The organism is Paraburkholderia sp. J41, assembly GCF_905220235.1.
Classification (GTDB): domain Bacteria; phylum Pseudomonadota; class Gammaproteobacteria; order Burkholderiales; family Burkholderiaceae; genus Paraburkholderia.
In genome coordinates, this window is sequence record NZ_CAJMZE010000008.1 from 135,634 (window position 1) to 158,613 (window position 22,980).

22 protein-coding genes are annotated in these 22,980 nt (G+C 64.7%); 9 read left to right on the top strand and 13 right to left on the bottom strand.

The window, feature by feature from the left end:
- The first annotated feature begins 10 nt into the window (after window positions 1-10).
- The 3 genes from U5805_RS10770 (at window position 11) to U5805_RS10780 (ending at window position 4,069) form a co-directional block, all read left to right on the top strand.
- Window positions 11-754, top strand: coding sequence for an acyltransferase (locus U5805_RS10770; RefSeq protein ID WP_322103462.1), 744 nt, complete (start codon window positions 11-13; stop codon window positions 752-754).
- A gap of 145 nt (window positions 755-899) precedes the next feature.
- Window positions 900-3,206 (top strand): hypothetical protein, encoded by a 2,307-nt coding sequence (locus U5805_RS10775; protein WP_322103463.1) that lies wholly within the window; start codon window positions 900-902, stop codon window positions 3,204-3,206.
- A 167-nt stretch (window positions 3,207-3,373) separates the two neighbouring features.
- A complete protein-coding gene (locus U5805_RS10780) occupies window positions 3,374-4,069 on the top strand; it encodes a class I SAM-dependent methyltransferase (RefSeq protein ID WP_322103464.1) in 696 nt (231 codons plus the stop codon).
- A gap of 89 nt (window positions 4,070-4,158) precedes the next feature.
- Here the strand turns inward: U5805_RS10780 and cysC are convergent, their stop codons facing one another.
- From cysC to U5805_RS10795, 3 genes are all read right to left on the bottom strand, one after another.
- Window positions 4,159-4,749, bottom strand: a complete 591-nt coding sequence (cysC, locus tag U5805_RS10785) for an adenylyl-sulfate kinase (RefSeq protein WP_322103465.1) — start codon at window positions 4,747-4,749, stop codon at window positions 4,159-4,161.
- 171 nt (window positions 4,750-4,920) lie between these two features.
- Complete coding sequence (gene galE, locus U5805_RS10790; RefSeq protein ID WP_322103466.1) at window positions 4,921-5,952, bottom strand: UDP-glucose 4-epimerase GalE; 1,032 nt, start codon at window positions 5,950-5,952, stop codon at window positions 4,921-4,923.
- A 31-nt stretch (window positions 5,953-5,983) separates the two neighbouring features.
- Window positions 5,984-7,189, bottom strand: coding sequence for a glycosyltransferase family 4 protein (locus tag U5805_RS10795; protein WP_415914570.1), 1,206 nt, complete (start codon window positions 7,187-7,189; stop codon window positions 5,984-5,986).
- Between the two features lie 290 nt (window positions 7,190-7,479).
- On the opposite strand from U5805_RS10795, the gene U5805_RS10800 reads away from it, so the two are divergent.
- Together U5805_RS10800 and U5805_RS10805 are read left to right on the top strand one after the other, a co-directional pair.
- Complete coding sequence (locus U5805_RS10800) at window positions 7,480-7,851, top strand: CidA/LrgA family protein (protein WP_322103467.1); 372 nt, start codon at window positions 7,480-7,482, stop codon at window positions 7,849-7,851.
- Window positions 7,848-8,585: an LrgB family protein gene (locus U5805_RS10805; protein WP_322103468.1), complete on the top strand. Its 738-nt coding sequence runs from the start codon at window positions 7,848-7,850 to the stop codon at window positions 8,583-8,585. Before U5805_RS10800 ends, U5805_RS10805 begins: the two co-directional genes overlap by 4 nt.
- Window positions 8,586-8,655: 70 nt before the next feature.
- On the opposite strand, the gene U5805_RS10810 is transcribed toward U5805_RS10805, so the two are convergent.
- A complete protein-coding gene (locus U5805_RS10810; protein WP_322103568.1) occupies window positions 8,656-9,420 on the bottom strand; it encodes a glycosyltransferase in 765 nt (254 codons plus the stop codon).
- A gap of 134 nt (window positions 9,421-9,554) precedes the next feature.
- Window positions 9,555-10,817: an oligosaccharide flippase family protein gene (locus tag U5805_RS10815; RefSeq protein WP_322103469.1), complete on the bottom strand. Its 1,263-nt coding sequence runs from the start codon at window positions 10,815-10,817 to the stop codon at window positions 9,555-9,557.
- 269 nt (window positions 10,818-11,086) lie between these two features.
- On the opposite strand from U5805_RS10815, the gene U5805_RS10820 reads away from it, so the two are divergent.
- From U5805_RS10820 to waaA, 4 genes are all read left to right on the top strand, one after another.
- A complete protein-coding gene (locus tag U5805_RS10820; RefSeq protein ID WP_322103470.1) occupies window positions 11,087-12,484 on the top strand; it encodes a phosphomannomutase/phosphoglucomutase in 1,398 nt (465 codons plus the stop codon).
- Window positions 12,485-12,747: 263 nt separating this feature from the next.
- Window positions 12,748-13,749, top strand: a complete 1,002-nt coding sequence (gene waaC / locus U5805_RS10825; protein ID WP_322103569.1) for a lipopolysaccharide heptosyltransferase I — start codon at window positions 12,748-12,750, stop codon at window positions 13,747-13,749.
- Between the two features lie 241 nt (window positions 13,750-13,990).
- Window positions 13,991-14,875 (top strand): Kdo hydroxylase family protein, encoded by an 885-nt coding sequence (locus tag U5805_RS10830; RefSeq protein ID WP_322103471.1) that lies wholly within the window; start codon window positions 13,991-13,993, stop codon window positions 14,873-14,875.
- Window positions 14,876-15,041: 166 nt separating this feature from the next.
- Window positions 15,042-16,418, top strand: coding sequence for a lipid IV(A) 3-deoxy-D-manno-octulosonic acid transferase (gene waaA / locus U5805_RS10835; protein ID WP_322103472.1), 1,377 nt, complete (start codon window positions 15,042-15,044; stop codon window positions 16,416-16,418).
- 47 nt (window positions 16,419-16,465) lie between these two features.
- On the opposite strand, the gene ureG is transcribed toward waaA, so the two are convergent.
- The 8 genes from ureG to urtE form a co-directional block, all read right to left on the bottom strand.
- Window positions 16,466-17,107 (bottom strand): urease accessory protein UreG, encoded by a 642-nt coding sequence (gene ureG, locus U5805_RS10840; RefSeq protein ID WP_322103473.1) that lies wholly within the window; start codon window positions 17,105-17,107, stop codon window positions 16,466-16,468.
- A gap of 64 nt (window positions 17,108-17,171) precedes the next feature.
- Complete coding sequence (locus tag U5805_RS10845) at window positions 17,172-17,861, bottom strand: urease accessory protein UreF (protein ID WP_322103474.1); 690 nt, start codon at window positions 17,859-17,861, stop codon at window positions 17,172-17,174.
- Window positions 17,848-18,594: an urease accessory protein UreE gene (ureE, locus tag U5805_RS10850; protein WP_322103475.1), complete on the bottom strand. Its 747-nt coding sequence runs from the start codon at window positions 18,592-18,594 to the stop codon at window positions 17,848-17,850. Before ureE ends, U5805_RS10845 begins: the two co-directional genes overlap by 14 nt.
- Before the next feature lie 9 nt (window positions 18,595-18,603).
- On the bottom strand, window positions 18,604-20,310 hold the full coding sequence (ureC, locus tag U5805_RS10855; RefSeq protein WP_322103476.1) for an urease subunit alpha: 1,707 nt from the start codon (window positions 20,308-20,310) through the stop codon (window positions 18,604-18,606).
- A 40-nt stretch (window positions 20,311-20,350) separates the two neighbouring features.
- Window positions 20,351-20,656 carry an urease subunit beta gene (locus tag U5805_RS10860; protein ID WP_322103477.1) on the bottom strand — a complete coding sequence of 102 codons (306 nt, stop codon included), beginning with the start codon at window positions 20,654-20,656 and terminating at the stop codon, window positions 20,351-20,353.
- 10 nt (window positions 20,657-20,666) lie between these two features.
- Window positions 20,667-20,969, bottom strand: coding sequence for an urease subunit gamma (gene ureA / locus U5805_RS10865; protein WP_017773123.1), 303 nt, complete (start codon window positions 20,967-20,969; stop codon window positions 20,667-20,669).
- A 249-nt stretch (window positions 20,970-21,218) separates the two neighbouring features.
- Window positions 21,219-22,184 carry an urease accessory protein UreD gene (locus U5805_RS10870; protein WP_322103478.1) on the bottom strand — a complete coding sequence of 322 codons (966 nt, stop codon included), beginning with the start codon at window positions 22,182-22,184 and terminating at the stop codon, window positions 21,219-21,221.
- 79 nt (window positions 22,185-22,263) lie between these two features.
- On the bottom strand, window positions 22,264-22,959 hold the full coding sequence (gene urtE, locus U5805_RS10875; protein ID WP_322103479.1) for an urea ABC transporter ATP-binding subunit UrtE: 696 nt from the start codon (window positions 22,957-22,959) through the stop codon (window positions 22,264-22,266).
- Between the last annotated feature and the right edge of the window lie 21 nt (window positions 22,960-22,980).

Genomic DNA, 22,980 nt, shown 5'->3' on the forward strand with positions numbered 1-22,980 from the left:
GAAGAAAGCGATGAAATCAATTCAGGTAGAAAACCACGGAACCGGGAATGAGGTGCTGCATCACGACGACGCGATTTTAGACAACGTGCGCGTGGTTATAAATGGCAGTGATAATCGCATCGTTATCGAGCGCGCCTGTCTCAACAACGTCGTTATCGAAATTAACGGCAATGGCAACGAATATCACTTCGTTGAAGATTGCTGCGTATGCAACTTTCGCATTCAGTCGCGAGCCAACAATGGCCCGGATCGAACGGCTGACAGGACGCGCCTCCTGATTGGTCGTGCAGTTCAGATTTCCGAAGGCTCTGCGACGTTCGGCGCCGATGAAACCTGCATTGAGATACATCACGCGACAACCATCGTTAAGGCCAACTTTTTCGCGGTAGAGCGCGCAACGAAAATTATTGTCGGGGAGCGTTGCCTCTTTTCGTGGGATATTGATTTGCGCACGAGCGACTGGCATTCCGTCTTTGATCTGGAAACCGGGGTTCGCATTAATGAACCGAGGTCCGTGGTGCTGGGCTCGCACGTTTGGGTCGGTTCAGATGTCAGGATACTGAAGGGTGTAACGATCGGCGACGGGAGCATCATCGGCGTGGGTTCGATCGTTACGAAAGAAGTGCCCCCGAACTGCGCGGCGGCCGGCAATCCGGCACGCATCATTCGCCGTAATGTGCGATGGAACCATGATTCCTGGGTAAAAATTCCTCCCTCGGAATCAAATCGACTTCCGGCCGTCCACCTGACCTGAGCGCCTGCGTTGCGCGATGATTTCACGGCGAGACGCCCGAAAAGCTATCGATTCAGCGCCAATAACGGTATTTTTCGGAGCGGCATATACGATGCCGCTTCGGCTAATTATAATGGCGCCGTCGAATACTTTTCGATTCTGATAAATGAGTGAAGTCAACGGGGTAGAAAGCACCGGGCGTAGCATGCCAATAGTGAACGGGATATTTGCCCTATTGGCGTTCGCTTTCACGGTGCTCGTGTCGGTTCCCTTCATGCCGCGTATGCCCGGGACAGGTCTCGACTCGTCCTGGGCATACGCGATGAACGTGGCGGTCGCCAATCATCTGGTATTCGGTCGCGACATCGTTTTCACGTTCGGGCCGTTAGCCTCGCTATATACCCATCTCTACCATCCAGCGGTCGATGCATTGATGCTGACCGGATCGTCGATCATCGCGCTGGCGACCTTCCTTGGCTGTGTGGCGATTGCTGGCGGCAAGCGAAACGCGTGGGTCTTGGCATTGCCAATTTTGCTCGCTCAAACGTGGCCGAGAGACACGGTGCTTTTCGCGATTCCGCTCATGTTGCTTCTTGTCGTTGAGCGCGATGCGGAAAAAAGCGTCTGGACCAACGCAGCGATTCTTGCCCTCTTCGTGGCAACGGCAATGTTGCCGTTGATTAAAGCAAGCACGACCGCCGAAATCGTATTTTTGGGGCTACTTATATTTGTCACGGTATGGCAACGTTCGCGGCTCACGGCTTTCGTCGGGTTACTGGCATTTGGTCTGACCGTGATCCTCGCATGGGTAGCAGTCGGGCAACCGCTCAGCGGGTTTGCGCATTACCTCGCGGCACAATCGCCAATCGTGTCGGGCTACGCGGACGCAATGACGTCGTCGGGCAACCCGTGGGAGATCGCCATTTTCCTCGCCGGTGCGGTTTGCGTCATGGTGGGGCTTGGGTTGTCTGCGGGGAAGGCTCCGTGGACCCTCGTCATTGCCTACGTTGCCGTGCTCTTTATTGCGTTCAAGGCCGGATTCGTCAGGCACGACTCGCATGCGCTCGAAGCGGCCTTCGCGCTGGTTCTTCTCCCTTATCTGACGGTTCTCAGGTTTCCGTCGCGCGCGGCAATCGTAACCTTGCTGATCGGTATTGCGGGATGGGCCGGCATTGCTCACTCGTATATCGACGTTCGCCCTGCTGCCATTGCTTCGCGCTTCGCTAGTGAAGTTGAGAAGTCGGTCGACGGGCTGAGGGATCGCCTGAGCGGCGAACGAGCCGTGCGCAACGAATTCGCATCGTCTGGCGCGGAAATCAGAAAATATCTGACGTTGCCCGCAGGACAAGGGACGGCCGACTTGTACCCAGCGCAACTGAATCTCATGTTTGCCAGCGGTATCAACTGGAACCCGCGACCGGTCCCGCAGAGCTATTCCGCCTATACACCAGAACTCGCGCAGTTGAATGCGGCACATCTGAATCAGGCGAATGCGCCTGATCGCGTGTTCTTTTCCGTCCATCCTATCGACGGCCGCTACCCTGCCCTGGAGGATGGCGCAAGTTGGCCGGCTCTGCTGGGCGCCTATCGTCCGGCGGCCTATGTCGGAGACTATGTCGTTCTCGACAAGCGCGCGTCCCGGACTGATATTTCACCTGGCGCGGAGTTCTATGGCAACAAGGTGTCATTCGGCGATCGTGTCCCCATCGCCGATCAGAATGACGTGGTGTGGGCGAAAATTGATGTAACGCCAACCTTGGCCGGCAAACTGGCGGCGGTGTTTTTCAAGCTTCCTCAGTTGGCCATTCATGTCAAATACTCCGACGGTACGTCCCAGACCTACCGATTTATTGCCGGCATGGGCAAGGCCGGGTTCGTCCTTGCGCCAACGATCCAGGATGACATTGATTTTGTTGCGATTCAGGGGCGGGTACTCAACGGGCTCGTGAGTGACCGCCGTCGCCCGACGTCGTTCTGGATCGACGGGGCGCGCGGCAGCAGCGTGCTCTGGAATACGCACTACGCCGTCAGCTTGGCGCCGCTGAATATGGAGCGCGGCAAGGCGGCCGATATCTCCTTGATGACCCGTCCGATCAATTTCGATAATTCCGGCGATTGCCATATTGATTACGTTAACGGCATCGACACGAGAAGCGGCCCTATTTCGACATCGTCGAAAATTCTCGGTTTCCGCGGATGGGCGGCAGCGTCGATGAGAGAGGGCGTGCCGAACGATATCGCCTATATCGCGCTAATGGACAGCACGGGAGCGGTGGTTCTGCAGAAGGCGGCGCAAGTCGAAAACGACGGCGTTGCAACGTACTTCAAACATGCATCGTTGAAGCGTTCCGGTTTCGAAGCTCAGGTCGATGCGGGCGCGCTCAAAGGCGAGTTGACGATTCGCGTGATACAGCGGCGCGGAGATCAGATTCTAATTTGCCAGGACAGCGCCGTTCATCTCGTGAAGGAGTGATGAGCCGCCCGCACGTGTGACCGCATACGGCAAGGCTACGTACTACGTTAATCATCGAGGGTTCCGCTGTAACTTTTCTTCGAAGGTGTGGAAGTTTCGGTAAGATTCTTCCTCACTTTAAGGAGATAGCGTCAATGCGACCAGGGAACATTCACCCCGACGATGACATGTACACCGGTGATCTCGGACACTATGAGCGGTGCGGAGAGCAATTCGGGAGTTTCGTCAAAATGGCCGCGGATTTATCGGGGGCAGGCGCGCCGCGCATTCTGGAGCTTCCGTGCGGCTATGGTCGTGTGACGCGCCACCTCGTCAGGCAGTTCGCGCCGGGTCAAATTGATGCGGCCGATATCATGTCTCCTTGCATCGAATTCGTCCGCGCAACTTTTGGTGTCAGGGCAATACAGATCGTTGATCCCGTCAACGAGTTCGCCAACATTCAAGATGGCGCATACGACGTTGCGGCCATGGGCTCGCTTATTACCCACCTCTCCGAGCCGAACACGCGAACGGTCGTCGAGCATTTCCTCCGCAAGCTTTCGCCGAACGGGGTCGCGGTGATTACCACGCACGGTCAGCGCTCGCGCGACGACTTGCACGCGAGAAACTGGTTCGAAGTTTCCGATCTCGACCGCACGACATTGCTCGATGCCTACGCGCACCGTGGCCACGGTTTCGTGAACTATTCCCCCGCACACACCTTCGAAAAGAAAACCGTGGAAGAAGTCGGGGATGCTTATGGCGTTTCGCTTACGCACAAAGACTGGATGACGGCCCTCATCGAGGAGTTGGGCTATTCGCTGGCCAAATATACCGAGGGCGGATGGGACAACCACCAGGATGTCTACTTCATCAGGAAGTAGCGCGCGGCACGGTCATCGCCAGGTTGCCCCGGAATCGCGGACGCGATGTAACGATATCCCGTTATTCCTGCGTTACATTCCTGCGTTACTCAAGCCGTTTTATGACACGGGAGACTGGCGAGCCGATGCGGCGGAATTCGCGTGGATAAATGCTCGATGACCTTGTCGACGCATTCGTCAACGCTGGCGTTCAGCGTGTGCAGGACGACATCGGGGAGCGTAGGGGCGTGATATGCCGCGCCTATGCCGGTAAATTGGGAAAGTTCGCCGCGCCGCGCACGCCTGTACAGACCTTTGGGATCGCGCTGTTCGCAAACATCGAGCGGGGTGTCGACAAATACTTCGACAAAGGAATCGGTGCCGACGATATGCCGGGCGTTTTCTCGATGCTCGGGTTCGGGTGAAATTGTTGCCGTGACGGCAATAAAACCTTCCTTGCAGAAGAGTGCTGCGACGTGCGCCACCCGGCGCAGATTTTCGGTGCGTTCCGCTTTGCTGAACCCGAGATCCGAATTCAGCCCGGTACGCAGAACATCGCCGTCGAGTATCGTTGCGCGAAGATCAAACGTTTGCAAGCGATCGACCAATGCATGCGCAATCGTCGATTTGCCTGCCCCCGACATTCCGGTGAGCCACACGACCACGCCCAACGACGTTACTGGTTTCACGGCCGTATTCATTGCTTCGCACCCCATCAATCATGGAAAGCCATCCATCCAGATGGATATTTTAGCGGCGAAGCCTATTCTTGTAACGCGATCGTAATAAACTGCAACAATTATGCAAATACGTAAATTTGAGTTTCGGGGTATTGACGGCGTCCGCTCACTTTAATGGCGGGCGGTCAACGATCACTCAAACCCCCGCGGATTCCTCTCCTGCCAGCGCCAGTGATCCACGCACATGCGCTCGATCCCGAATTCCGCCTTCCACCCGATCAGCTTTTCCGCCGTAGCCGGATTCGCATAGCACTCGGCAATATCGCCCGGCCGGCGCGCCACGATCTCATACGGCACCGGCCGTCCCGAAGCCGCTTCGAACGCCTTCACGATTTCGAGCACGCTATAGCCGCGCCCCGTGCCCAGATTCACGACGAAGCCCGCGCCGCGTGCCGCGAGCGCATCGAGCGCCTTCAAATGGCCCTTCGCGAGATCCACGACGTGAATGTAGTCGCGCACGCCCGTGCCGTCCGGCGTCGGGTAATCGCCGCCGAACACGCGCAACTGGTTAAGCTTGCCCACGGCCACTTGCGCGACGTAAGGCATGAGGTTGTTCGGCACGCCGGCCGGATCTTCGCCGATCAAGCCGCTTTCGTGCGCGCCCACCGGGTTGAAATAGCGCAGCACCGCGATGCGCCACGACGGGTCCGAGATTGCCACGTCGCGCAGAATCTGTTCGGCGATCAGCTTCGACTGGCCGTACGGGTTCGTCGCCGAAAGCGGGAAGGTCTCGTCGATCGGCGAGCGCTCCGGCACGCCGTAGACCGTCGCCGACGAGCTGAACACGAACTGCTTCACGCCGTGCTGGCGCATCACATCGAGCACGACGAGCAGGCCGTCGAGATTGTTGCGGTAATACTCGATCGGCTTCGCGACTGATTCGCCCACGGCCTTGAGCGCCGCGAAATGGATCACGCCGTCGATGCGGTGCGTTTCGAAAATGCGCGAGAGCGCCGCGGCGTCGCGCACGTCGGTTTCGTAGAACGTGACGGCCTTGCCCGCGATGCGCTCGACGCGCTTGAGCGACTCGCTGCGGCTGTTCACGAGATTGTCGACGACGACCACCTCGTAGCCGCCGCCGAGCAGTTCGACGCAGGTATGCGAGCCGATAAAGCCCGCGCCGCCGGTGACAAGAATGGTGCCCTTCGAATTCGTCGCGCTCATGCGGAAAGTCCCGTGCAAATCGATCAATGCCTTAAAACGTCGACCCGGTGATTTCCCGGATCAGTTCCCGGTAGCGTTGTACCACAACGCGTTCGTCGAATTCTTTTTCGATTTTTTTTCGGCCGCGCTCGGCCATCGCCGCGCGCCCGGCGTCGCCGAGGTCGAGCATGCGCGCGAGCGCGCCAGTCAGCGACGCCGCATCGCGCGCGGCGCAGAGCAGGCCGTTCTCGCCATCGGCGACGACTTCGCGACAGCCCGGCACGTCGGTGGCGACGATCGGGCGGCCCATCGCGCTCGCTTCCATCAGCGTCCGCGGCACGCCTTCGCGGTATGAGGGCAGCACGACGCAATCGGCGGCTGCAATATAGGGACGCACGTCGGCGGTTTCGCCAAGATACTCGATCACGCCTTCGCGCTCCCATGCGGCGACTTCGTCGCGCGCGATCGCGCTCGGGTTGTCGACGCCCACCGGCCCCAGCAACTGGAAGCGCGCATGTGGATAGCGCGCGCGCAGCGAGCGCGCCGCTTCGACGTATTCGCCCACGCCCTTGTCCCAGAGCAAACGGCCGATCAGAACGAATGTGAACGCGGGCGCAGCGGGGGGCGCTTCGGGGGACGCTTCGCGCACGGGCAGCGGCGTGAACGGGAACTCGTCGAGATCGACGCCTTCGCCGTGCAGGAGGCGCGCGCGCTCGGGATGCGCGAGCAGGTTTTCCTCGCGGAACGCGGTTTCGTCGTCGCGATTGAGGAACCAGACTTCGCGCGGAAAGCGGAAGGCAAGCCGGTAAAGGCGCTTGGCGATTTGCGCGGCGCGGCTTTTCTGGATGAAGACGTAGCCGAGGCCCGTCGTGACCGCGACGGACGGCGTGCGCGCGAGCCACGCGGCGATCGAGCCATAGATGTTCGGCTTGATCGTGTAATGGAACACGACGCCCGGTTTGAGCGCGCGATAGTGCCTGAAAAGCGTAGCCAGCGTGCGCAGATCGTCGAGCGGATTCGTGCTTTTAGACGCCACCGGCAACTCGACGCAGCGGCAGCCCATTTCGGTCAGCGGCTCGAAGGTGCGGTCGCGCGGCGCGACCACGGTGACTTGCGCGCCCGCTTGCGTGAGCGCGCGCAGCAGGCCGCGCCGATAGGTGTAGATCGCCCACGCGGTGTTGCAGACGAGGGCGACGTGCAGCGGCGCGCGGTGTGGGGCACGCGCAGCGGTCGCGGTGCGGGCAGGCGATGAATTCACGAGGGCAGGGGCGTCGGCGTTACGAAAGTGGGCGCGCCGGCGGCGCGAGGCGCACGCGGCGGGCGGGGCGCACATTTTAGCCGACGCGTTGGCCGATGTCGGGCTGGCCTGGCCGGGCAAGCCTCGACACGATGCCGGCGCCGCCCGGTGCGGCAGATGTCGCCGCCCGGCCGTGCAAGGCGGGCGGGCGACTCAAGGCGGAATGCCCGCGCGGCGTAAGATGTCGGGCTGCGCGCGGCGGCCCGGCTGCCGAGCGCGCCCCATTTTCAGCCGCTTTTCGAATTTTTCCGATGCTTCGTTCCCTTGCCGCCCTGCTGGTTTTCCAGTGCCTGGGCGAGAGCGTGTCCTACGTGTTCTCGCTGCCCGTACCCGGTCCCGTGATCGGCATGTTGCTGCTGTTCGCCTTCGCGCTGATGCGGCCCGCCGCCGCCGAGGCCATCGAGCCCACCGCGCTCGAGTTGCTGCGTCATCTGTCGCTGCTGTTCATTCCCGCGGGCGTGGGCATCATGGTGTCGGCGCAGGCGGTGCGCGGCGAGGCACTGGCCGTGATCGCGAGCGTGGCCGTGAGCACGACGCTCGGCATTGCCGTCACGGCGCTCGTCACGCGCGCGCTGCTGCGCCGCCAACGGCGCGGCGCGCCCGGCACGGAGCGCGCATCGTGAACCACGCTTTCCCGAAACTCGATGCCATCTGGGTCTATCTCGCCGCTTCGCCGCTGCTGGGACTCACGCTCACGCTGGTTGCGTATCTCGTCGCCATCAACCTTTACGCGCGCGCGAAGCACAATCCGCTTGCCAACCCCGTGCTGATCGCGGTGGCGCTCGTCGTGGCCGCGCTCAAGCTCACCGACACGCCGTATCGCGTCTATTTTGAAGGCGCCCAGTTCGTGCATTTTCTGCTCGGGCCGGCGACGGTCGCGCTCGCGCTGCCGCTCTACCGGCAATGGGACAAGCTCAGGCGCGGCGCGCTGCCTTTGCTTGGCGGCCTCGTGGCGGGGTCGCTCACGGCGATCGTTTCGGCCGTGGGCATTGCGTCGCTGCTGGGCGCTTCGCGTCAGACCGTGGCCTCGCTCGCGCCGAAGTCGGCCACCACGCCGATCGCGATGGCCGTCGCCGACAAGATCGGCGGCATTCCCTCGCTCACGGCCGTGCTGGTGATTTCGACGGGCGTGTTCGGCGCCGTCACGGCGCGCTGGGTGCTCAACGCGATCCGCGTGCGCGAGGCGGAAGTGCGCGGCTTTGCGATCGGCGTGGCGTCGCACGGCATCGGCACGGCGCGCGCGTTTCAGGTCAGCGAGGAAATGGGCGCGTTCGCGGGGCTCGGCATGGGTTTGAACGGCGTGTTCACGGCGTTCGTCGTGCCGCTGTTGCTGCCGGTGATGTTGCGGTGGATTTAGTGGGGGGCGTCGACGCAATCGCGATAACGCGCAAACGGTCAACGGCGGCGCGAGCGTTCTTTCGAGCGCCTCATCGCCCAAACCACGCCCGCTTCACCTTCTGCAACGTCCGGTACGGCGTCACGAAATGCAGCAGGCTCTTGGCAATGCCCGCCGAGTCGCGCCAGTTCAGCGCGTTCCAGTAACGCAGTTGCAGCCGCAGCGTCGACGTAATCTGCTTACGCCGTTTCGTCGCGCTGATCCCGCCTTCGTTCAGCTCGTAATACAGCCCAAGTTCCGGCAGATTCGCGCACTCATAGCGCTCCATAAGGCGCAGAAACAGATCGAGATCCTCAGCCGCCGGATACTGCACGCGATAATTGCCCACCTCGATCACGGCGTCCACGCGCAGCATCACCGAAGGATGCACGAGCGGCGAGCGCAGCATGCGCGTCTTGCGCAGCGTGTGCGCGTCGGCGGGCGGGCGCAGCATGAAAAGCGGCTCGCCCGCGCGCGTGACCACCTGCGTCCACGTGCCGAGCGCCGCGAGCGCCGGTTCCGCTTCCATGCGCGCGCGCTGCTTCGCGAGCCGGCCGGGCGCGGCGAGATCGCCCGAGTCGATGCGCGCCGCGTAGCGAAAACCGCGCGCCGCCAGCGCTTCGATGCCCGCCTGCAACGCGCGTTCGATGCCGCCGTTTTTTGCCATCTTCAACACTTCGATCTTCATGCCCGGCACCTCGGGCGCGACGATGGGCGGCGTGCTGCCGTCGTCGACGATGAGCGCGTAAATGGGCGCGTGTTCCGCGAACGAGGCCAGCGTGCGATCGACATCGGCCTGGCCGTTGTACGCAGGCATGAGCACGGCGACGTCGGCCAGCGCGCCTTCGCGCGCGTCGGCTTGAGCGCTGTCGCGCGCGTTCTCGTGCGCGCTGTCGTGTGTGTCGTCGGCGTGCGCATTGTTGCGTGAAGGCGCCGGAGCGGCGGGATTCGTCATGAAGCGAGCTTGAAGCGGATGTAATAGAGATTCACGGCGGCCGCCGCGAGATAACCGGCGGCAAGGCCGAGCAGCGCGCCATACGCGCCGAAGCGCGCGATCGCCGCGAGATTGACGGCGAACGCCACCGCGAGCGCGAGCAGCCACTTCGCGAGCAGCACGTATTTCGCCTGATATTTGAGCACGACGAGATTGCCGATCGCCTCCAGCCCCGCCGGCACCGAAAGCCACACGGCCCAGCGAAAAATGCCGATCGCGCCTTCGTAAGCCGGCCCGAACACGCGGCCGATGATGAAGCCCGCGAGCGCGTCAAGCACCAGCGCGCCCGCCACCATCACCACGGCCGTGAGCGCGAACAGGCGCACCAGATTGCGGCGCAGTTGCGCGGTTTGCTGCACGCGATAGACGAAGGCGGGCGCGATGGTTTGCGAGAGCATCAGCGCGAGCGTGATCCAGTTTTCGTTGAGCTGCTGCGCGGCCGAATAGCGGCCGAGATCGGCGAACGAAATCGTGCGCTCGAGCATCAGGCGGTCGAGCTTGAGAAAGAGATACATGCAGATCAGGCCGAGCCAGAACACCGTGCCCGCCGTCGCGAAGTGCCGGAACAGCGCGCGGTCCACGTGCCAGCCGAGCTTGCCGCCGTGATGGCGCCGGAAATACAGCACCAGCGCCGCGCCGATCGCCGCCGACTCGAGCGCCCAGAGCCAGCCGAACGCAGCGGGCGCGAACGCCGCGCGCGCGAGCAGAAACACGAGCAGCGCCTTGATGACGGCCGTCGTCATGCTCGCAAGCAATTGCGGCTTGCTGTACGTCATGCTTTGCAGCCACGCATTGATCACGCCCACGAACGGCTCGCGAAACAGCATCGTCACGACGAGACCCGCGAGCATCGCGCCAACGAGCGGATCGGTCGCGCCCATTGCAATGCCGGTCCACGTCGCGAGGAGCGCCGCCGCCGACACGCCGATGCGCAAGGCGAACGCGCTGCCGAGCACCGTGCCCAGTTGCTGCGGCGGCCGGTTCACGATCGTCGGCACGAGAATCTCGGCGCCGCACACCCAAGTGATGGGCGACAGCACGAGCAGCAGCGTGTTCGCGTACTGCCACTTGCCGAACACGTCGGGGCCGAAATACCGCGCGAGCACGCCGCTGATGACGATGGCCACCGCGATCTGCGTGAGCCGTTCGAGCCCGAGCCAGACGATGTTGGCGAACGCGCGCGCGACGTCGGGATTGGTGAAGCGCTTGAGGCTCAGCATCGCGCCGTTCGACGGGAAACGTTTTGCAACGCCGCGCGGGAAAAAATCCGGGCATGCGGCGTGCGCAGTCGTGCCGCCCCGGTTGGCGGACAAAATGGCGATGAAAGGGGGCGGCGACGCATTAAAATAGGTTCATACCACGGCCGAAAGACCGCAATTATAGTTTGTAACGGATACCACTTTTCGTAACGGCAGGCGCATCGCGCCCGTTGCTGTGTTACGAATAGGCCCCGAATTCCGAATCCTCCCTCTGCACGGTGAGCCTCAACATGACTTCCAGATCGATTTTCAAGGCATATGACATTCGCGGCGTGATTGGCAAGACGCTCGACGCGGATACGGCGCGCGCCATCGGCCGCGCGTTCGGCAGCGAGGTGCGGGCGCAAGGCGGCGACGCCGTGGTGATCGCGCGCGACGGCCGCCTTTCGGGCCCCGAACTCTCCCGCGCGCTCGCCGACGGCCTGTGCGAAGCGGGCGTCGACGTGGTCGACGTCGGCATGGTGCCCACGCCCGTGGGCTATTTCGCGGCGAGCGTGCCGCTCAAGCTCGCGGGCGGCGAGCGCAACGTGGACTCGTGCATCGTCGTGACGGGCAGCCACAACCCGCCCGACTACAACGGCTTCAAGATGGTCCTGCGCGGCAAGGCCATTTACGGCGACCAGATCCAGGCGCTCTACGAGCGCATCGTCGCGGAACGCTTCGACGCGGGCGAAGGCAGCTACACGCAGTACGACATCGTCGACGCCTACGTGGAGCGCATCGTGAGCGACGTGAAGCTCGCGCGCCCGATGAAGATCGTCGTCGACACCGGCAACGGCGTGGCGGGCGCGCTCGCGCCGCGTCTGTTCAAGGCGCTCGGCTGCGAGCTCGTCGAACTCTTCACGGAAGTGGACGGCAACTTCCCGAACCACCATCCGGACCCGGCGCACCCGGAAAACCTCCAGGACGTGATTCGCGCGCTGCAAGAGAACGCCGATACGGAAATCGGCTTCGCGTTCGACGGCGACGGCGACCGCCTGGGCGTCGTCACGAAAGACGGCCAGATCATCTACCCCGATCGCCAGCTCATGCTGTTCGCCGAGGAAGTGCTCTCGCGCAATCCGGGCAAGCAGATCATTTACGACGTGAAGTGCACGCGCAACCTCGCGAAGTGGGTGAAGGAAAAGGGCGGCGAGCCGCTCATGTGGAAAACGGGCCACTCGCTCGTGAAGGCCAAGCTGCGCGAAACCGGCGCGCCGCTGGCGGGCGAAATGAGCGGCCACGTGTTCTTCAAGGACCGCTGGTACGGTTTCGACGACGGTCTGTACACGGGCGCGCGCCTGCTCGAAATCCTCTCGCGCGTGGCCGACCCGAGCAAGCTGCTCAACGACCTGCCGAACTCGCACGCCACGCCGGAACTGCAGCTGAAGCTCGAAGAGGGCGAGAACTTCGAACTCATCGCCAAGCTGCAAAAGAACGCGAAGTTCACGGGCGCCGACGAAGTCATCACGATCGACGGCCTGCGCGTGGAATACCCGGACGGCTTCGGCCTCGCGCGTTCGTCGAACACCACGCCCGTGGTGGTCATGCGTTTCGAAGCCGACAACGACGCGGCGCTCGCGCGCATTCAGGCCGACTTCAAGCGGGTGATCCTGGCCGAAAAGGCGGACGCGAAGCTGCCGTTCTAAGCCGCTTTTCGGCTTTTCGTCTTGCCCGCTCTGAGTCCCTTCGAGTTCCAAAGCGATACGGCGCCGCGCGAATCTTCGTCGCGGCGCCGTTTGCGTTTCGTGGGGCGCCGCGGAGTTTGCCCTTGCGCCGCTTTTTGCGCTCCGAGCGTGCTATTTCGCCGCAAATCACGCGCATGGCGCGGCAATTTTCGCCGTTCTGCTGTAGTGCGTGCGCCCGGCGCGCTAGAATTGCGGACCTTTTTCCCTTCCGTAGCCCCCAGAGCCTGAGCGTGCAAAAGATTCTCATCGTGCGCGTGTCGTCGCTTGGCGACGTCGTCCACAACATGCCCGCCATCGCCGACATTCGCCGGCGCTATCCCGATGCGCAGATCGACTGGCTCGTCGAAGAGAGCTTCCAGTCGCTCGTCGAACTCGTACACGGCGTGCGCCGCGCCATTCCGTTTTCGCTGCGCCGCTGGCGCAAGCGCCTCTTTTCGGCGGCGAACTGGCGCGAGATCGGCGCGTTCCGGCGCGCGCTCGCGGCCGAAAACTACGACATGGTGATCGACTGCCAGGGGCTCATCAAGACGGCGTGGGTCGCGAGCTGGGCGCGCGGCCCGCTCGTGGGGCTGGGCAACCGCACGGACGGCGCGGGCTACGAATGGCCGGTGCGTTTTTTCTACGACCGCTCGGTGCGCATCGAGCCGCGCACGCACGTGGTCGAGCGCACGCGCCAACTGGTCGCGGGCGCGCTGGAGCTGGCGAGGCCCACGCCCGCCGACGAGATCGACTTCGGGATCGACACCTCGCGCGCGGCGCAAGCGCTCGCGGCGCTCGGGCTGAACCTGCCGGTGCCGTACGTGGTGTTCGTCCACGCCACCTCGCGCGCGGACAAGCAATGGCCCGACGCCAACTGGATCGAACTGGGCCAGGCGCTCGTGCGGCGCGGCGCGTCGCTCGTGCTGCCGTGGGGCAGCGAGGCCGAGCGCGCGACCAGCGAGCGCCTCGCGCGCGAATTCGGCGAAGCGGCGATCGTGCCGCCGAAGCTCTCGCTGCCGGCCGTGGTGGGTCTCATCGACGGCGCGGCGGCCACGGTGGGCGTGGACACCGGCCTTGTTCACATCGCGGCGGCGCTCAAGCGGCCGACCGTCGAGTTGTACAATTTCGCGACCGCCTGGCGCACGGGCGGCTACTGGTCGCCGAACGTGGTCAATCTCGGCACGGCCGGCCAGCCGCCTGCGCTCGCGCAGGTCAAGGGCGCGCTCGCGGGCTTCGGCCTGCTTTGAGCGGCTGTGGCTTCGGCGTTGGATTTAGCGTTGGCTTCGGCGCGGGCCTGGCGTCGCCGCTTTACCGGCGGTTCGATCGGCTGCGAAGAATCAAGGCGGAGCACGAAGCCTGCGGGTATAAGAATCGGCTCGCGCACGCGGCGAGGCTCGGGCAACCGGCCTGCGAATCTCGCGCCGCGTGTATCCCAATCAACGTAGATCGAAGCGGATCGACGCAGATCCGGCGCTTCCAGGGGCGACCATGAACGAATCCCAGATCATCGAAATCACTTCCGGCGACTGGCGCGGCCAGCAGCTTTCCCGGCCGCGCGAGTCGCTGCTCGATGCCGTCGAGCAGGGCAAGGTGCTGTATTTCCCGAACCTCGCGTTCGCGCTGGAAGGCAACGAGCGCGCGCTGCTCGATCCCGCCATCGCCGACCCGAAGCGCAAGAACATCAGCCTCGACCCGAACGGCGGCGCGCTGCACGGCGTGCTCGGCGACGCCAACGCGCAGTCGGCGGTGCGCACGTTGATCGCGCGTTACCAGGCCAATGCGCGCACGCTCGTCGACGGGCTGTTTCCCGAATACGCCGGCAAGCTGCGCGTCGCGCCCACGAGCTTGCGGCTGCATCAGGTGGAAACGCGCCAGACCTCGTGGCGCAAGGACGACTCGCGCCTGCACGTGGACGCGTTTCCCTCGCGGCCCAATTACGGCGAGCGCATCTTGCGCGTGTTCACCAACGTCAACCCGAACGGCGTGCCGCGCGTGTGGCGCGTGGGCGAGCCGTTCGAGGACATGGCGCGGCGTTTCCTGCCCAATATCAAGCCGCAGTTCCCCGGCTCGGCGTGGCTCCAGCATCTGCTGCACATCACCAAGTCGCCGCGCAGCGAGTACGACCATCTGATGCTCAATCTGCATGACGGCATGAAGGCCGATCTCGACTACCAGAAGTCGAGTCCGCAGGAGACCATCGGCTTTCCGCCGGGCAGCGTGTGGGTCTGTTTCTCCGATCACGCCTCGCATGCGGTGATGTCCGGCCAGTTCATGATGGAACAAACCTTCTTCCTGCCGGCGAAGGACATGGTGCATCCCGAATGGGCGCCGCTCGGCATTCTCGAGCGCCTCAAAGGCAAGGACCTGGTTTGAGCGCGCGCGCGAGCTTGCACGCGGCCCGTGGCGCGGCGGTTACGGCGGTGCGGGCGGTTTTCTGCGCCGACGTTTTCGCCGATGTTTTCGCCGACGTTTTTGCAGATGTCGTCGGCGCTTTCGTCGTCGATGGCTGCGCGGATGCCCTTGCGTACGCGGAGGCCCGATGCTGAGGGCCATCTATCGCGCCGCCTGGTGGCTGATCGCGCCGCTCGCGGTGCTGCGGCTTTTTCTGCGTTCGCGGCGCGAGCGCGGCTATCGCGAGCATATCGGCGAACGCTTCGGCTATTCGGCCGGACGTTTGCCCGAGGACGACGCGCCGCTCATCTGGGTGCATGCCGTTTCCGTGGGCGAGACGCGCGCGGCGCAACCGCTCGTCGACGCCTTGCTGGCCGCGCGCCCCGACGCGCGCATTCTGCTCACGCACATGACGCCGGGCGGCCGCGCCACCGGCGAGCAGTTGTTCGGCAACCGCGTGCTGCGCTGCTATCTGCCGTACGACATGCCGCGCGCCGTGCGGCGTTTTCTGCGCGCGTGGCGGCCGTCGCTCGGTCTGGTGATGGAAACCGAGGTCTGGCCCACGCTCATCGACGAATGCAAGCACGCCGACGTGCCGCTCGTGCTCACGAACGCGCGCATGTCGGCGCGTTCGTTCAGGCGCGCGGCGAAGTTCGGCGCGGGCGCGCGCGAAGTGTTCGGCGGCTTCACGCGCGTGCTCGCGCAAAGTCCCGCCGACGCCGAACGCCTCACCGCGCTCGGCGCGCGCAACGTGGCCGTGCTCGGCAATCTCAAGTTCGACATGGCGAGCCCGCCCGCATTGATCGCACGCGGGCGCGACTGGCGGCGCGCGATCGGCGCGCGGCCCGTATGGGTGGCGGCGAGCACGCGCGAAGGCGAAGAGGAACTCGTGCTGCAAGCGCTCGCGGCCATGAACGTGCCCGGCGCGCTGCTGATTCTCGTGCCGCGCCACCCGCAGCGCTTCGACGAAGTGGCGGCGCTGGTCGAGCGCAAGGGTTTGAAGCTTGCGCGGCGCTCGCAGTGGGCGCCGAAAGCGATGCCGGGAACGGTGGCAGCGGCGCCCGCACCCGCGCTGGCGTCGGTTTCCGGCGCGAGCACAGGCGCGCCGGGCGCGGCATCGGCGGGATCGGCGGGATCGGCGCTCGCCGCGTTGCCGCAGGACGTGGACGTGCTGCTCGGCGACTCGATGGGCGAAATGGGCGCGTACTACGCCGCCGCCGATCTCGCCTTCATCGGCGGAAGTTTGCTGCCGCTGGGCGGCCAGAATCTGATCGAAGCCTGCGCGGTAGGTGTGCCGGTGCTGATCGGGCCGCACGTCTTCAACTTCACGCAAGCCACCGCCGACGCCAAAGCGGCCGGCGCGTGCGCGCAGGTGCAAGACCCGGCCGATCTCGCGCGCACGCTGCACGCACTGTTCGAGGACAAGCCGCGCCGCGTCGCCATGGGCGCGGCGGCGGCGGCCTTCGCGTCGCGCCATCGCGGCGCGACCGCGCGCACGGTGGACGTGCTGTCGACGCTCATCTGAACGAAGCGGCCCGCGCGCGCCGCGTGAGCGCTCAGCCGATCAGCCGATCAACCGATCAGCAAGCCCTGCTTTTCGATGAAGCCGATCACCTGATCGAGCCCGTCGAGCGCCTTCAGGTTGCACATCACGAACGGACGCTCGCCGCGCATCTTCTTCGCGTCGGAGGCCATGATGTCGAGATTGGCGCCCACGAGCGGCGCGAGATCGGTCTTGTTGATGACGAGCAGATCCGACTTCGTGATGCCGGGGCCGCCCTTGCGCGGAATCTTCTCGCCGCCTGCCACGTCGATCACGTAGATCGTGAGGTCCGAAAGCTCGGGGCTGAACGTGGCCGCGAGATTGTCGCCGCCGGACTCGATAAAGACGATGTCGGCGTCGGGAAAGCGCGTGAGCATCTGGTCGACGGCTTCGAGGTTGATCGACGCATCCTCGCGAATGGCCGTGTGCGGGCAGCCGCCCGTTTCCACGCCCATGATGCGCTCGGCGGGCAGCGCGCCCGCCACGGTCAGCAGGCGCTGATCTTCCTTCGTGTAGATGTCGTTGGTGATGGCGACGAGATCGTACTTCTCGCGCATCGCCTTGCAGAGCATTTCGAGCAGCGTGGTCTTGCCGGAGCCGACCGGGCCGCCCACGCCCACGCGCAGCGGCGGCAGTTTCCGGGTGCGTTGGGGATTGACGTGCGAATTCATGGGGTTTCGATGATGTACGGTTGCGGTTGCGGTGCGAAATCTGTGTGGATGCGCAGGCGGTGCGTCAGGAACGGAACAGCCGCGAATACTGCGACTCGTGCCGCGCCGACAAAATGCCGAGTTGCGGCGCGAACGTGTTGAGCGAATCGGGCGGCGTGGCGAGCGCGCGCGCGACGGCGCGCTCGATGGCGGGCCGCAGCGCGACGATGATGCGCTGCCCCGCGAGCTGGCCGAGCGGCACGGCCTTGAGCGCGGCGGCGGTCTGGTTTTCGACCCAGCTAAAGGCGTAGGCGGCGAGCGTGGCGTTTGCGGCGGCGCCGTGTGCGAAGGCGGCGAAGGCGAACGCCGTGGGCTGCGCGACGGGCGTCATGCGTTCGAGCGTGGCGCGCCGGCCGGCGTCGCCCCATTCGAGCTGCGCGCAAAGCTGGCGCAGCGACCAGCCCATCTGCGAGGTTTCGCGGCGCAATTCCGCCGATTCGCGGCTCGCGACGAATTCGGCGTTTGCCTCGATCAGCGCCGCGCGTGCGGTCGCATCGTGCGCGCGCCAGCGTTCGAGCTGATGCGCGACGAACGGCAGTTCGCCCGGCGCGAGCACGGTTTCGAGACCGGCGGCGATCCAGCGCGCGGCGTCGTCGGCATGGGCGACGAGATTCGCGTCGATGGCCGCTTCGAGCCCTTGCGAATAGCTGAATGCGCCGATCGGCAGCGCCGGCGAGGCGAGATGCAGCAGCGCGGTGAGTTCAGCGATGTTCATGGCTGTGGTCGTGCGCGTGGCCGTCGCAGTGACCGTGGTCGTGGCCATGATCGTGGCCGCAAGCGTGGTCATCCGCGTGGCCGTGATCGTCGTGATCGTGCGGGTGCGAATGATCGTGGCCGTGCGCGTGACTGTGCGAATGGTCGTGCGATTGATCGTGCGATTGGTCGTGAGCGTGATCGTGCGAATGACCATGCGAATGCGCATGGCCGTGATGCTCGTCGTACACGCTTTGCGCGAGCGCGTAGTCCTCGGCGAACGATTCGTCGTGTCCGTGCCGATGGCCGCCGCCGAGTTGACGTCCATACGCGCCCGCTTCGGGCTCGAACGGCAATTCGGCGCGCTCGACCTGCGCGCCGAGACGCTTGAGCATGTCTTCGAGCACGGGGTCGGCTTCGAGCTTGAGCGTTTCCACGCCCACTTCCACGGGCGTGTGGCGATTGCCGAGGTGATACGCGGCGCGCGTGAGCGTGAGCCGGTCGCGCGCGCGCACGAGCAGCACGCTTTCGGGCGCGGCGATCACGCGCACGAGGCCGCCGTCGTCGGCCACCAGCATGTCGCCGTCGCGCAGCACCGTGCCGCGCGGCAGCACCACGCCCACTTCCTCGCCGCTATCGAGCGTGGCCGCGAAACGGCTTTTGCAGCGCGCGTCGTAAGCGAGCGTGAGCGTGGGCGCGCGCTGCACGAGCACGTTCGCGAGTCGGGCGGTGAGTCGTTTGTCGATCGTACGCATAACAAAACATCAGAACAAAAAGTAACGCTGCGCCATCGGCAAAACGGTGGCGGGTTCGCACGTCAGCAGTTGCCCGTCGGCGACGACCTGGTAGGTTTCCGGGTCCACGCTGATATGGGGTTGCCACGCGTTGTGGATCATGTCGGCCTTCGTCACGTTGCGGCAGTTGCGCACCGCGACGACGCGCTTTTGCAGACCGTAGCGCTCCGCCACGCCCTTGTCGAGCGCGAGTTGCGAAACGAAGGTGAGCGAGGTTTGCGCGAGCGCGCGCCCGCGCGTGGCGAACATCTCGCGATAATGCACGGGCTGCGGCGTGGGGATCGACGCGTTGGGGTCGCCCATCTGCGCGAGCGCGATCATGCCGCCCTTGAGAATGAGCGACGGCTTGATGCCGAAAAACGCCGGGTCCCAGAACACGAGATCGGCCCATTTGCCCGGCTCGATCGAACCCACTTCGTGCGCGATGCCGTGCGTGAGCGCCGGGTTGATCGTGTACTTCGCCACGTAGCGCTTGACGCGGAAGTTGTCGTGCCGCCCGCTGTCCTCGGGCAGCGCGCCGCGTTGCACCTTCATCTTGTGCGCGGTCTGCCACGTGCGGATGATGACTTCGCCCACGCGGCCCATTGCCTGGGAATCCGAAGAAAGCATCGAAAGCGCGCCGAGATCGTGCAGGATGTCTTCCGCGGCGATGGTTTCGCGGCGAATGCGCGACTCGGCGAACGCGATGTCTTCGGCAATCGAAGGGTCGAGGTGGTGGCACACCATCAGCATGTCGAGGTGTTCGTCGAGCGTGTTGATGGTGTAGGGGCGCGTGGGGTTGGTCGAGGAGGGCAGCACGTTCGACTCGCCGCACACCTTGATGATGTCGGGCGCATGGCCGCCGCCCGCGCCTTCGGTGTGGTACGTGTGAATCGTGCGGCCCTTGAAGGCGGCCACGGTGGCTTCCACGAAACCCGACTCGTTGAGCGTGTCGGTGTGGATCGCCACCTGCGTGTCGGTGGCGTCCGCGACGGTGAGGCAGTTGTCGATGGCGGCGGGCGTCGAGCCCCAGTCCTCGTGCAGCTTGAGACCGATCGCGCCCGCGGCGATCTGCTCGTGCGCGGGTTGGGGCAGGCTCACATTGCCCTTGCCGAGAAAGCCCAGGTTGATCGGCCAGCCGTCGGCGGCTTGCAGCATGCGTTCCATGTGCCACGGCCCCGGCGTGCAGGTGGTGGCGTTCGTGCCGGTGGCGGGGCCGGTGCCGCCGCCCAGCATCGTCGTCACGCCCGAGGCGAGCGCTTCGTCGATCTGCTGCGGGCTGATGAAGTGGATGTGCGTGTCGATGCCGCCCGCCGTGACGATCTGGCCTTCGCCCGCGATCACCTCGGTCGCGGCGCCGATCGGAATCGTCACGCCCGGCTGGACGTCGGGATTGCCCGCCTTGCCGATCTTCCAGATGCGGCCGTCCTTGATGCCGATGTCGGCCTTCACGATGCCCCAGTGATCGACGATCACGGCGTTGGTCACCACCGTGTCCGCGACTTCGGCATGCACGCGCTGCGACTGGCCCATGCCGTCGCGAATCACCTTGCCGCCGCCGAACTTCACTTCGTCGCCATAAACGGTGTAGTCGCGCTCGATCTCGATGATGAGTTCGGTGTCGGCCAGACGCACGCGGTCGCCGGTCGTGGGGCCGAACATCTCCGCGTAGGCGCGGCGGCCGATCTTCAATGTCATGTCGGAGTCCTGATGAATTCGGAACGTGGGCGCGGCGCGTTCAGAGCGGGCCCATCACCTTGCCGTTGAAGCCGTACACGGCGCGATCGCCGGCCAGCGCGACGAGTTCGACCGTGCGCTCCTGGCCGGGCTCGAAGCGCACGGCGGTGCCCGCCGCGATGTTCAGGCGAAAGCCGCGCGCGGCCTCGCGCTCGAACGTGAGCGCGTCGTTGACTTCGTAGAAGTGGAAGTGCGAGCCGATCTGCACGGGCCGGTCGCCGGTGTTCGCCACCGTCACCAGGACGGTTTCGCGGCCCGCGTTGAGTTCGATTTCGCCTTCGTCGATGAGCATTTCGCCGGGGATCATGCGCGCAGCCTCAGGGAATCGGATGGTGGACGGTGACGAGCTTGGTGCCGTCGGGGAAGGTGGCTTCGACCTGGATGTCGGGAATCATCTCGGGCACGCCTTCCATCACGTCGTCGCGCGTGAGCAGCGTGGTGCCGTAGTGCATGACCTCGGCGACGGTTTTGCCGTCGCGCGCTGCTTCCATGAGCGCCGCGCTGATGAAGGCGACGGCTTCAGGGTAGTTGAGCTTGAGGCCGCGCGCGCGACGCCGTTCGGCGAGCAGGGCGGCGGTGAAGATCAGGAGCTTGTCTTTCTCGCGGGGCGTGAGCTTCATCGTTTGGGTCGGTGGAAAGCGGTCGGCTCAGCATAACGGAGCCAATTTACGGACGCATTTCGACCGCATGCTTACCCGCTATGTGGGCGCGCATGCGACGCAAGCTAAAAGCAAGCGATATGCCAATGATGGGGACAGTGCTGGATGCACCACATAGGCGAAAATACGCGCCGTCATGGTGTTAGCGCGACGCGATATGGTGCGATAGCGCTTTATATTGGTGCGAAACTGATTCGGCCGCGAAGGCGCTCACGTGTTCCAGAGCCGCAGCGGCGCCGCGTTCGCGCCATGCACGAACGGCCGCAATTGCGTCCAGCATCGCGTGAGCGTGTTCTGCAACGGCTCCATCGTGCGCGCAACCACGCGCACGAGCAGCACGCCGGGCGCGACGCAGCTCGCGCCGCTGCGCTGCGCGTCGTCGAAGGGCAGCGTGGCGGCGAGATCCTGCGCGAGCGCGTCGGTGCAAGCGGGTCCGATCGCCCACAGCACGCCGAACGCGGGATAGCCCGCGAGACCTTGGGGCGCATCGCGCAGCGGATCGGCGGCGTCGATCAGCGCGCGCTCGAACCACAGCAGTTCGGCGGCGTTGCCGGGCGCTTCGTTTTCATCGCCGCTTTCATCGCCGCTTTGATGGCGACTCGCAGCCGTGCTGCGCGACGCGGCGCGCATCACGCGCGTCACGGCGCGCAGCGTGCCCGACGACCAGCGTTCGCCCGCCGCCTGGCGGCCCAGTTGCGTGGCATCCCAGCCGATGGCCGTGGCGCCTTCGGCGAGCGTGAGCGCGAATTCGAGTTCCGCGTGCGCGTGATCGAACACGAGATTGTTCTGCGGCAGCCAGTCGAGCTTTGCGTTTTCGCCCACGCAAATACGAATGCGCTGGCGCGCGACGCGGCCATTGGACTTGTACCACTTGGTCGCGCCCGGCGTGGTGAGCACGGCGTGCGCGTTGGCATTCACGTTCACGTCGATGTCGAGCCGGTCGCCGCCCGCAATGCCCGCGGGCGGATGCACGATCACCGCGTGACAGATCGCGTCGCCTTCGGGATACAGCGGGCGCTGCACGCGCAGCGGCCCGCTGTGCAGCTTGTGCGTGAGCGCCGTGCGGCCGCTTGCCTGCAACTGGAAGCCGAGTTCGAGCTTCGCGGCCCACTCGGGTTGAGCGACGGGACGCGACGTGCGGCGCGCGAGTGCGGCGTGATCTTCGTGAAGCGACATGCGTGGAACCGGAGGCAAGCGGACAGTGGCGGGGAGAATACCATGCGAGTCATGCACGAAAACGCGCGCACGGCGCTGCTCAAACCGCGATCATCTCGCGCACGCCGTCGGCGTCCATGCTCGCGCCCGTGCCGCCCGCGACGATCTCGCCGCGGCTCATCACCCAGTAGCGGTCGGCGATGGCCTTCGCGAAGTCGTAATACTGCTCGACGAGCAGCACCGTCAACTGCATCTCTTCCACGAGGCGACGCAGCGTGCGCCCGATGTCCTGAATGATCGACGGCTGAATGCCTTCGGTCGGCTCGTCCAGAATCAGCAGTTGCGGATCGCTCATGAGCGCGCGGCCGATGGCGAGTTGCTGCTGCTGGCCGCCCGAAAGATCGCCGCCGCGCCGCGCCTTCATGTCCTTCAGCACGGGAAAAAGCTCGTAGATATGCGCGGGCACGCCCGAGGGCATGCGCTTCTTGCTGGCCGCGCCCACGAGCAGATTCTCCTCGACCGTCAAGCGCGGAAAGATGTCGCGGCCTTGCGGCACATAGGCGAGCCCGTGGGCCACGCGCGCATGCGTGGGCAGCTTCGTGAGCATGTCGCCGCGCCAGGCGATCGAGCCGTTCCTCGTCGGCACGACGCCCATCAGGCAGCGCAGCAGCGTGGTCTTGCCCACGCCGTTGCGGCCGAGCAGCACGGTCAGTTCGCCGTCGGGCACCGTCATCGAGACATTGCGCAGGATGTGGCTGCCGCCGTAATACTGGTTCAGCGATTCGATGGTTAGCATGGCGAAATAAATGACTGTAGA